The sequence below is a fragment of the Aquirufa sp. genome, assembly GCF_964796385.1.
Map to the genome: position 1 here is coordinate 20,467 of NZ_CBAUBA010000028.1, position 14,313 is coordinate 34,779.

Annotated in this window: 13 protein-coding genes; 10 read left to right on the forward strand and 3 right to left on the reverse strand. The window is 44.9% G+C overall.

Annotation, left to right across the window (positions count from 1 at the left end; all coding sequences use genetic code 11):
* Window positions 1-31 precede the first annotated feature (31 nt).
* Window positions 32-1,201 carry a glycosyltransferase gene (locus tag AC1W6K_RS09010; protein WP_481947233.1) on the forward strand — a complete coding sequence of 390 codons (1,170 nt, stop codon included), beginning with the start codon at window positions 32-34 and terminating at the stop codon, window positions 1,199-1,201.
* Here the strand turns inward: AC1W6K_RS09010 and recF are convergent.
* A complete protein-coding gene (recF, locus tag AC1W6K_RS09015) occupies window positions 1,176-2,273 on the reverse strand; it encodes a DNA replication/repair protein RecF (protein ID WP_481947234.1) in 1,098 nt (365 codons plus the stop codon). The two genes, AC1W6K_RS09010 and recF, sit on opposite strands and share 26 nt — an antisense overlap.
* A 111-nt stretch (window positions 2,274-2,384) precedes the next feature.
* Between recF and pdhA the strand changes: the two genes are divergently transcribed.
* The 5 genes from pdhA to AC1W6K_RS09040 all read left to right on the forward strand — a co-directional run bounded on the left by pdhA (window position 2,385) and on the right by AC1W6K_RS09040 (window position 7,323).
* Window positions 2,385-3,395 (forward strand): pyruvate dehydrogenase (acetyl-transferring) E1 component subunit alpha, encoded by a 1,011-nt coding sequence (pdhA, locus tag AC1W6K_RS09020; RefSeq protein ID WP_481721355.1) that lies wholly within the window; start codon window positions 2,385-2,387, stop codon window positions 3,393-3,395.
* A gap of 65 nt (window positions 3,396-3,460) precedes the next feature.
* Complete coding sequence (locus AC1W6K_RS09025; protein ID WP_481947235.1) at window positions 3,461-4,105, forward strand: DsbA family oxidoreductase; 645 nt, start codon at window positions 3,461-3,463, stop codon at window positions 4,103-4,105.
* Complete coding sequence (locus AC1W6K_RS09030) at window positions 4,095-5,138, forward strand: NAD(P)-dependent alcohol dehydrogenase (protein WP_481947236.1); 1,044 nt, start codon at window positions 4,095-4,097, stop codon at window positions 5,136-5,138. Before AC1W6K_RS09025 ends, AC1W6K_RS09030 begins: the two co-directional genes overlap by 11 nt.
* 182 nt (window positions 5,139-5,320) lie before the next feature.
* Window positions 5,321-6,742, forward strand: coding sequence for a DUF2271 domain-containing protein (locus AC1W6K_RS09035; protein ID WP_481947237.1), 1,422 nt, complete (start codon window positions 5,321-5,323; stop codon window positions 6,740-6,742).
* A 2-nt stretch (window positions 6,743-6,744) separates the two neighbouring features.
* Window positions 6,745-7,323 (forward strand): PepSY-associated TM helix domain-containing protein, encoded by a 579-nt coding sequence (locus AC1W6K_RS09040; protein WP_481947238.1) that lies wholly within the window; start codon window positions 6,745-6,747, stop codon window positions 7,321-7,323.
* Here AC1W6K_RS09040 and AC1W6K_RS09045 read toward each other — a convergent pair.
* On the reverse strand, window positions 7,320-7,820 hold the full coding sequence (locus AC1W6K_RS09045) for a heme-binding domain-containing protein (protein ID WP_481947239.1): 501 nt from the start codon (window positions 7,818-7,820) through the stop codon (window positions 7,320-7,322). The two genes, AC1W6K_RS09040 and AC1W6K_RS09045, sit on opposite strands and share 4 nt — an antisense overlap.
* Before the next feature lie 342 nt (window positions 7,821-8,162).
* On the opposite strand from AC1W6K_RS09045, the gene AC1W6K_RS09050 reads away from it, so the two are divergent.
* Together AC1W6K_RS09050 and AC1W6K_RS09055 are read left to right on the forward strand one after the other, a co-directional pair.
* A complete protein-coding gene (locus tag AC1W6K_RS09050) occupies window positions 8,163-8,981 on the forward strand; it encodes a sterol desaturase family protein (protein ID WP_481947240.1) in 819 nt (272 codons plus the stop codon).
* A gap of 93 nt (window positions 8,982-9,074) precedes the next feature.
* Window positions 9,075-10,550, forward strand: a complete 1,476-nt coding sequence (locus AC1W6K_RS09055; RefSeq protein ID WP_481721361.1) for an NAD(P)/FAD-dependent oxidoreductase — start codon at window positions 9,075-9,077, stop codon at window positions 10,548-10,550.
* On the opposite strand, the gene uvrB is transcribed toward AC1W6K_RS09055, so the two are convergent.
* Window positions 10,547-12,568 carry an excinuclease ABC subunit UvrB gene (uvrB, locus tag AC1W6K_RS09060; protein WP_481947241.1) on the reverse strand — a complete coding sequence of 674 codons (2,022 nt, stop codon included), beginning with the start codon at window positions 12,566-12,568 and terminating at the stop codon, window positions 10,547-10,549. The two genes, AC1W6K_RS09055 and uvrB, sit on opposite strands and share 4 nt — an antisense overlap.
* Window positions 12,569-12,639: 71 nt before the next feature.
* Here uvrB and AC1W6K_RS09065 point away from each other — a divergent pair, with 71 nt between their 5' ends.
* Both AC1W6K_RS09065 and mazG read left to right on the forward strand, forming a co-directional pair.
* Window positions 12,640-13,503 (forward strand): glycoside hydrolase family 16 protein, encoded by an 864-nt coding sequence (locus tag AC1W6K_RS09065; protein ID WP_481947242.1) that lies wholly within the window; start codon window positions 12,640-12,642, stop codon window positions 13,501-13,503.
* Window positions 13,504-13,505: 2 nt separating this feature from the next.
* A partial coding sequence (mazG, locus tag AC1W6K_RS09070) for a nucleoside triphosphate pyrophosphohydrolase (protein ID WP_481947243.1) occupies window positions 13,506-14,313 on the forward strand: 808 nt, incomplete at its 3' end.

The following is a 14,313-nucleotide window of genomic DNA, read 5'->3' on the forward strand; positions in this document are numbered from 1 at the left end:
CTTTTAGCGTCTCTGCTTTTTTCTATACCCTGTGAAACACCGCATACTTTTTTTTGACACCATTTTGGACGGGCACCACCCGGATTATTTGCTGTATGCCATCGAATATTTTAGCGGTCGGCAGGATGTCGAGCTCGTGGTCGTATCTGGGGAAAAATTCCGTACGGATGTGGAGTCGCGCCGCATCGCCGATCAGCTAGTCTGGGGTTCAAATGTGACGTTTGCGGGCATTCCGATGGATCAAATAGGACGCTTGCATGCGACTAATATTTACCGCCGTTCTTTCTTGGAGTGGAATTTAATGTTGGACTATGCTGTCTCGCATCAAGCGACACACGCGCTCTTAATGTATTTTGATTATTTTCCATTGTCCGCATGGCTCGGAAAACGCAGTCCAATTCCTGTTTCTGGCATCAGTTTCCGGACTGATTTCTTTGAGGACGCTACAGGCTTTTATCCCAAGCTTAAAAAATGGCTGTTGGCCCGCGCCCTTCAATCCGGCCAAATCCTCAGTCTTTTTTGCCTCGTCCAATCATTAGTTCCTGCCATCCGACAAATTGCGGGATCTGCTCGCGTTGAGCCTTTGAGCGATCCGATTAAATCGTATGCGATTTCTTCTGATGTGCGTGAGGCATTTCGGGTGAAGCATGGCATACCTGCGGATAAAAAAGTCTATTTGAATTTTGGATTTTTGGATGATCGCAAGGGAATTGAGGTGTTTTTGAAAGCTTGCGGTCAATTGCCACCTGCTGAGCATGCGCACATGTGTTTGGTGTTAGCTGGGCCAATTGCCCCTGAATATTTACCGCAGATTCAAGCGGCGATTGCGCGCGTGCCATCGTTGGAGGTAATCACCTTATTTGGCTATTTGCCTGCGCAAGAGGTGCAGATTTGTTTCGAGTTGGCCGATGTGGTGCTGATGTTATATCAAGGTCACACGGGCATGAGTTCGGTTCTTGTGCGTGGAGCGATGGCGGGAAAGGCGATGTTGGCAACGGAGCTGGGGGTTATCGGCGACATGATTCGCGCGCGTGGATTAGGTCGCGTGGTTGATGCGACGGATGCGTTAGCTGTGGGGAATGCCTTGCGTGTTATTCAAACGGAGGGTTTGGAGGTGAATGAGGTGGCGTGCCAACAAGTCGCTGCGGAAAATTCCATTCAGACCTTTGGGGATACTATAGCGCGATGTATTGAATCTTAGTGCGCAGATTTTTTAGTAATGATTTTGTCCGTTCGGGACGGGCATCGGTAATGAAAACCTGCCCAAAATGATCTTCTGCCATCATTTCGATCAAACGTTGAATTCGGCGATCGTCTAATTTATCAAAAATATCATCTAATAATAGAAGCGGTTTACGGGGTTTCGCTGCAGTTAGCGCGTCGAATTGTGCGAGCTTGAGGGCTACAACAAAGCTTTTTGTTTGGCCTTGCGAACCGTATTTTTTAAGCGGGAACTCGTTGATGTCAAATTCAAAATCATCGCGGTGAATCCCGACGGTGGTCCGTTGGGCCGCCAAATCCTGCCGTTCTGAATTTAGTAGTGCTTCATCCAATTTTCCTGCTTCGAACGTGGATACCAGTCTTATCGTCACCTGTTCCCGATCGTCGGAAAGCGTCGCGTAATGGGCTTGGAATCTTGGCAGAAAATCTGTCAAAAATTCGATGCGTGCCTTGTTGATGGCCTCGCCCAAAATCACTAGTGGTTCGTGGTAGCTGGCCAACATCACCGAATCTATTTGCCCGGAATCAGCGAATTGTTTGAGTAGACTGTTGCGCTGTTGGACTATACGATTATATCGAATTAAATTCTCTAGAAACGTACGGTCGAGTTGCGCCATCACCCCATCAAAAAATCTTCTACGGGTATCGCTGGAGTCGCGCACGAGGTCGGTATCATGCGGATCCATCAGTACGATGGGGAAATTTCCGATGTGATCAGCTAGACGTGTGTAAGGTTTTTGGTCGCGAAGCAGTGTTTTCTTTTGTCCTTTCTGAACGGCGCAGGTGATTTGCGTTTCGGATTCGGGGATGTGTTCGACTTTTTGGAAGACGAAAGACCCTTGAACCATGAAAAAAGACTCACCGTGGCGGATGCAGAGGGGGTCGGCTACGCCACGGGCACTTTTCGTTAGGGAAAGAAAATGGATCGCGTCGAGTAGGTTGGTTTTTCCAATTCCGTTTTCGCCTACGATGCAATTGATATTTGAAATGAATTCAAATTGGGCTTCCTCGTAGGACTTAAACTGTTTGACCTGTAACGATTTGAGGTACATAATGCGAATCCGAATGGCGGAAAGCTGTAAAAATAAAGAATAATACGCGATTTTTTGGCTGCGTGGCGCTTTTGTTTTAATTTCGCATCGATTTTAAATACAATCAATAAGATGGCGAAGAAAGAAACGCAAGCACTGAAGTATTCCAAAGAGACCTACATGTACTGGTATGAGTCGATGCAATTGCAACGCAAGTTTGAAGAGAAATGCGGTCAGTTGTACGGGATGCAAAAAATCAAAGGTTTTTGTCACTTATATATCGGACAAGAAGCGTGTTCATCAGGTGCAAAATCTGCTTTGATTGAGGGCGATAAATACATTACTGCGTACCGTGACCATGGGATTCCATTGGCATTGGGTACGTCACCAAATGCGATCATGGCCGAGTTATACGGTAAGATCACTGGTGCTTCCAAGGGGAAAGGTGGTTCAATGCACATTTTCGATAAGGAAGTGGGTTTTGTGGGTGGCCATGGAATTGTAGGTGCGCAGATCCCATTGGGAGCTGGTTTGGCATTTGCTGAAAAATATAAGAAAACGGGTAATGTTTCGATTACCTATTTCGGTGATGGTGCGGTTCGTCAAGGAGCTTTGCATGAGGCATTTAATATGGCGATGGTCTGGAAATTGCCTGCGATTTTTGTTGTAGAAAACAATGGCTATGCGATGGGAACGTCGGTGGCACGTACTTCTAATGTGACGGAATTATATACCATTGGGGAGGCATATGACATGCCGTCTGAGCCGGTAGACGCGATGGATGTGGAGGCGGTTCATGAGGCAGTTTCGCGTGCTGCGGCGCGTGCACGTGCGGGTGAGGGTCCTACATTTTTAGAGTTTAGAACGTATCGGTATCGCGGTCACTCGATGTCGGATCCGCAAAAATACCGTTCGAAGGAAGAGGTAGAAACGTACAAAGATCGTGATCCAATTGAGCAAGTTAAATCGCGTATTTTGGATAATGGGTTAGCGACGCAAGCGGATTTAGATGCGATTGATGCGAAGATTAAAATTCAGGTACAGGAATCGGTGGAGTTTGCGGAGGCATCTCCATTCCCTACACCGGATGAGGCGTACAAAGATGTGTATATGCAAGAAGATTACCCATTCGTTGTGGAGTAAGATTTAATTGTTTTTTTTGGAACCCTAGGTCGAACGCCTAGGGTTTTTTTGTAAATTGGGGGCTTATGAAAATAGAGATTTGGAGTGATATTATGTGTCCGTTTTGCTACATCGGCAAGCGGCATTTGGAGCAGGCGCTTTTGGCTTTTGAGGGGCGTGATGCGGTGGAGATTACGTGGAAAAGCTATCAGTTGGACCCGGAAATTCCGCTGAAATTTGACGCACCCGTGGGCGTATATGCCTATTTAGCGGAGCGCAAAGGGTGGTCGATGGAGCAGTCGGTGCAAATGCATGATTGTGTGGTAGCGATGGCTGCTGCGGTGGGGTTGGATTTTCAGTTTGACAAAGCGGTGGTGGCTAATTCGATTTATGCACATCGGGTGATTCAGTTAGCTAAAGAAAAAGGCCTCGATAACGAAATAGAGGAGGCGTTTTTTCTCGCCTATTTTACAGAAGGGCGTGATTTGGCTTCGGTGGAAGAGCTGGTTTTGCTGGGAGAATCGGTTGGGTTAGCGGCGTCAGATATTCGTACGGCGATTTTGAGTGAGGAACTGGGTTATCGGGTCAGCCAAGATATTCAAGAAGGGGTAAATTTGGGCGTTCGTGGAGTACCATTTTTCGTGTTTGATCGGAAATTTGGCATATCTGGTGCGGAGCCTGTTCAAGTTTTTATAGACACATTAAACCAAACATTACAAGATGCAAGTTAAAGGATATGGCGCTACGAGCGCGGAGGCAGCTGTGGCGCCGATTACATTTGAACGTCGGGAGGTTGGGCCGCATGATGTGAAGATTGATATTATGTATTGTGGGGTGTGCCATTCGGATATTCACATGGTGCGTAGTGAGTGGGGGCCGTCGATTTATCCGATTGTTCCTGGGCATGAGATTGTGGGGAAAGTTGTGGAGGTTGGTTCGCATGTAACGAAATTCAAAATAGGCCAAACAGCTGGTGTCGGTGTTTTCGTTGATTCCTGTCGGACTTGCACATCGTGCGAGACGGGTCAGGAGCAGTATTGCGATGAGGGCATGACGGCGACGTATAATGATTTTTACCGGGATGGGAAGACGCAGACTTTTGGTGGCTATTCGTCGAATTATGTAATTGATGAAAAATATGCCTTGCATGTAAATTTTGAAGAATCGGATTTAGCGCGTGTGGCTCCTTTGTTGTGTGCAGGCATTACGACGTATTCGCCGTTGCGTTTTGCGGGTGTGGGTAAGGGACATAAAGTGGCTGTTTTAGGGCTGGGTGGCTTGGGTCACATGGCGGTAAAATTTGCGGCGTCCTTTGGGGCGGAGGTAACTATGTTGTCAACTTCTCCGTCGAAGGAGGCGGATGCCCGGGCATTGGGAGCGCATTATTTTGCGTTATCGACAGATCCCGCGCAAATGAAGGCGCTGGCGGGGTCATTTGATTTTATCTTAAATACGGTCGCTGCGAAGCATGATTTAAATAAGTTTCTTGATTTATTAACGGTGGAAGGCAAGATGTTATTGGTCGGAATTCCGCCGGAGGACAATGCTTTTGGGGCGGCGAAATTGATTTCGAAGCGTCGGAGTATTATTGGTTCGATGATTGGTGGCATAGCGGAGACGCAGGAAATGTTGGATTACTGTGCGGAGCACGGCATTTTATCCGACGTGGAGATGATTTCGATGGCGGATGTGAATGCGGCGTATGAGCGGGTGATTCATTCGGACGTGAAGTATCGTTTCGTGATAGATATGAAGACTTTGTAAATTATCAGGATACTTATAGGGATTTTTCGGAGCTTGCGGTAGACGCTGCCGGGGTTGAAGACCCCGGCAGCGTCACTTTTTCGCTCAACAAGTCGTAGACGAAAATTAGTATTTGGTCTAAAAATGGACTGACTTGAATCTTGAAATTCTAGTTTTGGGCTTTCTCATTTTAAATGCCTAGTATGAATCCGATAACTAGTTCTTTGGCAGCTATTCTTGCTGCCGTTCCGAATGCAAATGCCACGAGCGTTTCTGGTGTTTTAACTACCCAGTTAGAAAATATTTTAGGCACTTCGCTCGATATGAAAATTGCGGCCCAGACGTTTGAGTTGGCCGAAAAGGCGGAAGCTCACGTTTTAGCTGAAATCAATCGGCTCCAACAAATTTTAGGTAGTGCGGGATTGCACAATGAATTTGCGCGTTGGATGACGAGTACAAAGGGCGAGGCCGTAGCTGTATCTCCTGAAATTTCTGAAGTGCTACAATTATTCGAAGAATGGAATGCGAAAACAGATGGAGCAATTAATGCAGCTTCGGAGGAAATTGCGCGTCATTGGAAAGAAGGAAAAGTAGATGTGAATGAAGCACATTGGTCTTTAGGTGAGGGGACGGCGACGCGTTTAACGGATGCAGAATTACGTTTACACACATTTACAAAAGGGTATGTGATGGAAAAGGCTGCTGATGTGGCCATGGCCTCGCCAGGGGTAAATGGCCTTGTATTGAATGTGGGAGGGGATATTTTGGTGAAGGGGGATTGGGCGGAACCGGTTCGCGTGAGTGACCCACGTTTGGATGCGGAAAATGGAGCCTCTCTTGGAGTCGTTTCTGTGGAGAATAAATCAATTGCAACGAGCGGAAATTACCGTCGGGGGGAGTCCTTTGATGGCCAGTGGTTTTCACACATCATGGATCCGCGGACGGGAATGCCTGCGCAAGATGTTGTATCTGCTACGGTGATTCACCCAGATGCGGTGACTGCTGGGGCTTTGGCAACGGCATTTAATGTGTTGTCAGTTGCTGAGTCGTCAGCTTTAGCCACAAATTATCAAGATCTTGAATATTTAATTGTTACCAAAAATGGGGAGCAAATAGCGAGTGAATCTTGGGCGGGGGCGAATCCTGAGACATCCATTTCGATGGTGAATTTGAAGGAGAAATTATGGGCGGCCAATCAAGAATTATTGATCAATATTCAAGTGGCTAATTTAGGAGGTGGGGCTCGCCGACCGTACGTGGCGGTGTGGGTGGAGGATTCGAATCATAAGCCGGTGCGCCGTTTGGCACTTTGGTATAGAAAACCGCGCTGGTTGCCGGATTTACGGTCGTTTTCCGAGGCGCAACGGGAGTTACCTATTGACTTAATGTCCATTACATCGGCCACGCGTTCAGCAGGAGATTATTCCTTGGTATGGGATGGGAAAAATGATCAAGGCCAATTTGTCGAGCAAGGAAATTATACGATTTACATCGAAGCGGCACGTGAGCACGGTTCATATCAGTTGATGAAGCAGCCCATGAAATTTGATGGTAAAGCCAAAACGCAAGCCATTGCAGGCAACGAGGAGCTGTCGGCAGCCAGTTTAGTTTATCGAATCAAATAAATATGAAAAGAACAGTTGCCGAATGGTCGAGGTGGTTGCACATCTATTTGTCCATGTTCAGTTTTGTGATTGTGTTGTTTTTCTCGGTGACGGGGTTGACGCTGAATCATTTGGATTGGTTTCCGGAGAAGGAAGTTTTGAATGAATTGGATGGACGTTTAAATCCTGCTTGGGTAAATGCTTCGGATACTGCCCAAGTTAAAAAGTTGGAAATCGTGGAATTTTTGCGGGCTTCGCATCAGGTGAAGGGCCAACTAAATGATTTCCGGATTGATGAATCAGAATGTTCTATTTCCTTTCAAGGCCCAGGATATACGGCGGATGTTTTTGTGGATCGAACGAAAGGAAGCTATCATTTATCAGAGCGCTCGCTCGGCGTTATAGCCTGGGCAAATGATTTACACAAAGGTCGGGATACGGGCCAGGGGTGGAAGTGGGTGATCGATTTTTCGGCTATTTTTATGACTGTAATATCGATTACGGGCTTGATTCTCTTGTTATTTATCAAGAAAAAACGAGCCAATGGGTTGCTTTGGCTCGTTTTAGGTATAGGGGCTATCGCCTTGTTTTATTTCATTTAGTCGCGTTTTGGACGTGGTTTCATTTTAAGGCTGTCGGCTGGATACGTTGCTTTTAGTGTGTCCATTTGCGCTTTTGCCCAGGCAATTAATTGTCCTCTTTCTTCGTCACTTAAATTTGCTTTGGGGTGTAAGCCTAAATATGTGTATGACGGCATCGGCATTTCGCCTTCCTCTACGGTCTCGATAACTTCTTCTAATTTATGGTTTTGAACGGCGATGGGTAATTTTAAAAAGGTTGAAAAGTTCAAGTGTTCTTTGCCTTCTTCGATGTGATGATTTAGCCAAAACCCAACTGGTTGAATGTTTGAATACCAAGGATAGGTTGATTGATTTGAATGGCAGTCGGTGCATGCATTCGTCAAAATAGTATTCACATCATCTGGGATGAGGTATTTTTTCGAAATTGCGTAGGTGTTATCATTGCTGGTATTTCGCTCCGGATGGATGAATTGAATGATAATGAGTAGGCCGATAAAGCCTAGGGCGATTTTTTTCATAGGGTTAACAATTTTAGTAGTTCAATTTATCATGTTTTTGGTCAAATGATGCGTGGAATGGAAAATATCGTGCAAATGTATCATAAATGATTTTAAATCATGGGGGCAGTTTATCAGTTTAAGCATATCGAAGGCAATTTTTATGTCGATAAAACCCAGTAGAGGCCGATTTGCCCGTACAAATTGTATCTATCAAGAAACTTATCAAAAAACCCGTTAATTTAGACGCTGCCGGGGTCGCAGACCCCGGCAGCGTCAACCCGAACGAAATTTTTATCAAAAATCTCACCCATCTTCCATATTTTATTTTTATCATTGAGAACAATTACCCCCTTTAATCTTATGCTTGAATCATTAACCTATTATTTCGATACCATTCCCAGCTCACACAGAGCCCTTATTTTAGCTGGCGGAATCGCTTTTTTTTGGATTATCGAAGGGATTATCCCCCTATTCCAGTTCAAATACGTCAAATGGAAACATGCGAAAATTAACCTACTATTCACCCTGACCACCGTCATAATCAATTTCGCTTTCGCTTTCGCCCTAGTTACAGCGAGTGATTGGGCTGTGGAAAATCAGTTTGGCATACTTTATTGGTTCCCAATGCCCTTGTGGCTTTTTGCGGTTGTTGGCCTACTTTTATTGGATCTTGTAGGCGCCTACCTGATCCACTTTATTGAGCATAAGGTTAAAGTACTTTGGAAATTTCACATGATTCACCACGCAGATACTATGGTGGATACGACCACGGCAAATCGTCATCATCCCGGAGAAAGTGTGTTTCGAGCCATTTTTGCCATCATTGGGATTTTTGTTTGTGGTGCCCCCATGTGGCTTGTTATGGTCTACCAAAGCGCAAGTGCCTTGTTATCCCAATTTAATCATGCGAACATTAACTTACCAACATGGCTAGATCGAGGGATCTCATGGTTGATCGTATCTCCAAATATGCACAAGATTCACCATCATTATGTGCGGCCCCAGACCGACACAAATTATGGCAATATCTTTTCGATTTGGGATCGTATTTTTGGTACATACTTCGATATGCCTGCAGATCAAATTCAATACGGTCTAGACGTATTACCGTTAAATAATGATTCTGATTTAAAATTTCAAGTAGGCATCCCGTTTAATAAATCAATTAAGACAGATTAAACCTTTAGCTCACTATTTTTAACGCACTTAGCCCCGGCGTAGATTTTTAATCCCTAATAAAAAGGATATTTTTGTACTCTTACATGCAAATTCATTGATTTTAAAATGAAAAAAGTAGCGATTATCGGGGCAGGTCCAGCTGGTTTAACTGCGGCTTACTTATTAGGAAAAAGTGGCGTACCTGTACAAGTTTTTGAGAAAGATCCGACCTATGTTGGCGGGATTTCCCGTACCGAATCATACAAAGGCTACCATTTTGATATAGGCGGTCACCGTTTTTTCTCTAAATCGCAAGAAGTAGAGGATTTTTGGACAGAAATCTTAGGCGACGAATTACTCGAACGTCCCCGTAGTTCTCGGATTTTTTACAATAAAAATTTCTTCTCCTATCCACTCGTGGCCATGGAAGCGCTCCTCAAACTCGGTATTTTCGAAAGTGCCCTGTGCGTTTTAAGCTATCTGAAATCGAGAGTTTTCCCCATCAAAGACCCCAAAAATTTTGAAGATTGGGTGACAAACCAATTTGGGAAACGTCTTTTTAATATATTTTTCAAGACTTACACCGAGAAAGTTTGGGGAATTCCTTGTAACCAAATTTCGGCGGATTGGGCGGCCCAACGAATCAAAGGGCTTTCCCTGAGTAGCGCCATTTGGAATGCATTATTTGGCAGTAAAAATAAAAAGAAAGGGGACGCTCTAATTAAAACCTTAATCGACTCATTTAGATATCCCAAAACCGGCCCTGGTCGCATGTGGGAAGTTTGTGCCGAAAAAAGTATAGCCCTAGGCGTTGAAATTACGATGAACACCGGCGTGCAAAAAATTGAAAAATCTGGACATACGTGGCGAGTACACACAAGCGATGGTAAACAAGTGGGAGATTTCTCACACGTGTTATCCACTGCCCCCATGCGCGAGTTAATCCCCAATATTCTGCCACAAATGCCAGCCAATTCCCTGGCCGCCGCACAGAAACTAAACTACCGCGATTTCTTAACCGTAGTACTTATTTGCTGCGATAAAGATGCTTTCACCGACAATTGGATCTATATTCACGACCCAAGTGTTACAGTAGGACGTATCCAAAACTTCAAATCCTGGAGCCCATACATGGTTCCAGATCCTTCCATGGCTTGTTATGGCTTAGAATATTTTTGCTTTGAAGGCGATGGCCTTTGGGCTAGCTCAGATGAAGATTTGATTGCTCTCGGAAAAAAAGAAATAGCCCAAATTGGATTGACTGAACCAGACTCTGTTTTGGATGGGTATGTGGTGCGCCAACCGAAAGCTTATCCGGTTTATGACCACGAATACAAGGATCATTTGGCAACGATTCGTGAAGACTTAGAAGGCTATAAAGGTCTTAGTTTGATCGGACGTAACGGCATGCACAAGTACAATAACCAAGATCACAGTATGATGACTGCGATGCTGGCAACAAAAAATATTGTTGCAGGGAAGGAATTGTACAACTTGTGGGATGTAAACGAAGACGCCGAATATCACGAAGGCGGCGATCGTGGGGCTGAAAATAAACTTGTAGGGAGAGCTGTACCTAAAAAGATTTAGACGGCAAGTAGTTTATCAATCGCCAGTAATTCATCTCGGAACTTAGCTGCTAGTGGGAAATCCAATTCGCGCGCAGCAAGCTCCATTTCTTTTTGTACGGCCTCTTTTTGTTTCTTCAATTCCGGCTTAGAAAGATACGCTAAAAGCGGATCAGCTGCTTGCAATCGATCTTTTGGCGTTATTCCATAGGCCTTCATCGGCTTAGCCATCTTATCCGCAATCGACGTTTGTTCCATAATCTCATCATGACTCCGCCAAATCGTTTTCGGCGTAATTCCATATTCCATATTATACGCACGCTGGCGCTCTCTTCGGCGATTCGTTTCATTAATCGCCTTTTCCATCGACCCCGTCATTCGGTCCGCATACATGACAACTTTTCCATTTTCATTTCGAGCAGCCCGACCAATCGTTTGAATCAATGAGCGTATATCACGTAAAAATCCTTCTTTATCAGCATCCATAATGGCCACAAACGATACCTCGGGCAAATCAAGCCCTTCACGAAGCAAGTTGACGCCTACCAAAACATCAATCACGCCCAATCGCAACTCACGCAAAATCTCTACCCGCTCGAGCGTCTTAATTTCCGAGTGAATGTAACGGCACTTGATTCCCACACGATCCATGTATTTAGAAAGCTCCTCCGCCATGCGTTTTGTCAGCGTAGTAATCAGCGTTCGCTCTTGTTTTTTGATGCGATCATATACCTCATCCATCAAATCATCTATCTGATTTTTCGTTGGCCGAACATCAATTAACGGATCCAAAAGTCCAGTTGGCCGTATAATTTGCTCCACCACCACACCTTCTGAAAGTTGCAATTCGTAATCGGAAGGCGTCGCAGAAACGAAAATTGTTTGGCCCACAAGGTCCTCAAATTCTTGAAATTTGAGCGGTCGATTGTCCATCGCAGAAGGCAAACGGAATCCGTATTCAACCAAGGCTTCTTTCCGGGAGCGATCGCCACCATACATCGCCCGAATTTGGGGCATCGAGGCGTGGCTTTCGTCTACCACCATTAAAAAATCATCTGGGAAAAAGTCGAGTAAGCAAAACGGACGCTGCCCTGGTTTCCGCTGATCAAAATAACGCGAGTAATTTTCAATACCCGAGCAATAACCTAATTCGCGCATCATCTCTAAATCAAACTCAGTTCGCTGCTTGATACGCTCCGCTTCCTGAAGTCGGCCATCTTTTCCGAAGTATGAAATCTGATTCACCAAATCTGCCTGAATATCCGAAATCGCATTGTTCAACGTCTCACGTCCCGTGACAAATAAATTCGCTGGGAAAATGGCCACCATCGTTTCCTTGGAAATTTTCTTTCCCGTCCATGGATCTATGCGGTGAATTTCTTCAATCTCATCACCAAAAAATATAATCCGATACCCAAAATCAGCATACGCCAAAAAGATATCAACTGTATCGCCTTTGACCCGAAACGTGCCGCGCAAAAACTCGCCTTCCGTTCGGGCATATAGAATTTCAACCAACCGAAATAAAAATTGATTTCTAGAAATCGTTTCCCCCACACCAATGCGCATGATTGAATTTTTGTACTCATCCGGATTTCCCATACCGTAGATACACGAAACGGAGGCGATGACGATGACATCGCGCCGACCGGACATCAGGGCTGCCGTGGTGGCTAAACGTAATTTTTCAATCTCCTGATTAATCGAAAGATCTTTTTCGATGTAGGTACCCGTTGACGCAATGAACGCTTCCGGTTGGTAATAATCGTAATAGGAAATGAAATATTCAACGGCATTCTCAGGAAAAAATGACTTAAACTCGCCGTACAACTGCGCCGCGAGCGTTTTGTTATGACTTAAAATTAGCGTGGGACGGTTGACTTGTTGGATTACATTCGCAATCGTAAACGTCTTTCCAGATCCGGTTACCCCCAACAGTGTTTGGGATTTTTCGTTTTTTTGTAAACCATCCACCAATTGTTTAATGGCACTAGGCTGATCGCCTGTGGGTTGGTAGGAGGATAATAGTTTAAATTCCATGCATCAAAAGTACATAATCGGTAGGATTTATGGTGTCCTTCCGCTTATTTTTGGCTACTTAAAAAATCAATATGTCTAAACTGATTTCATTTTTTGGTGGTGTGGCTTTAGTAGCTGTCGCTGCCTGTTCTCAAGCGGAAACTCCAGCCCTTGCGCAGCCATTTGTTCCTACACCTCCAGCGCCGCCTAAAGTATATACCTTTACGGAGAAGCCGATTTGGGTGGATGAATTTGAGATACCAGGCTTGCCAAATGATAAAATTTGGTCCTATGATGTGGGCGGTTCCGGTTGGGGCAATAATGAGTTGCAATACTATACGAATGCAGATTTGGACAATGCCCATATTGAAAATGGTGTGCTTACGATTGAAGCGCGCAAGGAACCAATAGGGGCAAGGAGTTATTCTTCAGCTCGAATTGTGACGAAAGGAAAGCAAGACTTTTTATATGGAAAAGTTGAGGTTCGTGCCAAAATCCCAGCAGGTCGAGGTAATTGGCCTGCCATTTGGATGTTGGCAAGTCAGTCCGACTACGGTTCGGCTTTTTGGCCTGATAATGGGGAGATTGACATTTTAGAGCATGTTGGATATGACCCGGGCGTCATGCATTTTTCAATTCATACCAAAGCGTCTAACCACGTGATTAATACGCAAAAAACGGCAACGACCCGAATGGATGATTTCGATAAGGAGTTTCATGTCTATACGATGGAGTGGACGCCTCAATATGTCAAGTCCTACATTGACGGTAAATTATATTTTACATTTGAAAATTCGGGGCGCGGATGGGAAGAGTGGCCTTTTGATAAGAAGCAACATATCCTGTTGAATTTGGCAGTGGGCGGAAATTGGGGAGGCCAAAAAGGGGTTGACGATTCCATTTTCCCCAATAAATTTTTAATTGATTATGTCCGCGTATACGGATTAAACTCATAAATATGAAATATCCAATAGCGGCGGAGGCCTTCGATCGATTGTTGTGTATGATGGATGATTTGCGGGAGAAATGTCCGTGGGACAAAAAGCAAACCATGGATACACTGCGTCATTTGACGATTGAAGAAACCTATGAGCTTTCGGATGCGATCATGGAAAATGATCTTACCGAGATCCGCAAGGAGATAGGGGATCTATTTTTACACCTCGTTTTCTACAGCAAAATCGGTTCTGAAAAAGGTGCTTTCGATGTGACCGATGTTTTAAACGGGTTATGCGAAAAATTGATAGGCCGTCATCCGCATATTTATGGGGATGTGGTTGCGGAGACGGAGGAGCAAGTGAAGGCTAATTGGGAAGCGTTGAAATTAAAGGAAGGAAATAAATCTGTTTTGTCAGGGGTTCCGGGATCTCTACCGTCTTTAGTGAAGGCCATGCGGATTCAGGAGAAGGCGCGCGGTGCTGGATTTGATTGGGAAGAAAAAGAACAAGTGTGGGAGAAGGTGGAAGAGGAGTTAGGGGAGTTCAAAGAAACTTTTGTTGGCAAAGATTTAACTGCGGCTCAAAAAGAGGAGGCCGAAGGTGAGCTAGGAGATTTGATTTTCAGCTTGGTAAACTTCGCGCGCTTTATTGACATCAACCCGGATCGGGCAGTTGAGCGAACAAATCGAAAATTCATTTATCGTTTTCAGTATTTAGAGCGTCGTGCGGCCGAAATGGGCAAGAATTTACAGGATATGACCCTCGCAGAAATGGATGTTCTGTGGAACGAAGCGAAGGTGACGCTGCCGGGGTCTTCAACCCCGGCAG

Coding starts and splice junctions, on each gene's coding strand:
- recF (WP_481947234.1), bottom strand. CDS start 2,273: ATGTACCTCAAATCGTTACAGGTCAAACAGTTTAAGTCCTACGAGGAA.
- AC1W6K_RS09035 (WP_481947237.1), top strand. CDS start 5,321: ATGAATCCGATAACTAGTTCTTTGGCAGCTATTCTTGCTGCCGTTCCG.
- AC1W6K_RS09030 (WP_481947236.1), top strand. CDS start 4,095: ATGCAAGTTAAAGGATATGGCGCTACGAGCGCGGAGGCAGCTGTGGCG.
- AC1W6K_RS09050 (WP_481947240.1), top strand. CDS start 8,163: ATGCTTGAATCATTAACCTATTATTTCGATACCATTCCCAGCTCACAC.
- pdhA (WP_481721355.1), top strand. CDS start 2,385: ATGGCGAAGAAAGAAACGCAAGCACTGAAGTATTCCAAAGAGACCTAC.
- AC1W6K_RS09025 (WP_481947235.1), top strand. CDS start 3,461: ATGAAAATAGAGATTTGGAGTGATATTATGTGTCCGTTTTGCTACATC.
- uvrB (WP_481947241.1), bottom strand. CDS start 12,568: ATGGAATTTAAACTATTATCCTCCTACCAACCCACAGGCGATCAGCCT.
- AC1W6K_RS09045 (WP_481947239.1), bottom strand. CDS start 7,820: ATGAAAAAAATCGCCCTAGGCTTTATCGGCCTACTCATTATCATTCAA.
- AC1W6K_RS09065 (WP_481947242.1), top strand. CDS start 12,640: ATGTCTAAACTGATTTCATTTTTTGGTGGTGTGGCTTTAGTAGCTGTC.
- AC1W6K_RS09040 (WP_481947238.1), top strand. CDS start 6,745: ATGAAAAGAACAGTTGCCGAATGGTCGAGGTGGTTGCACATCTATTTG.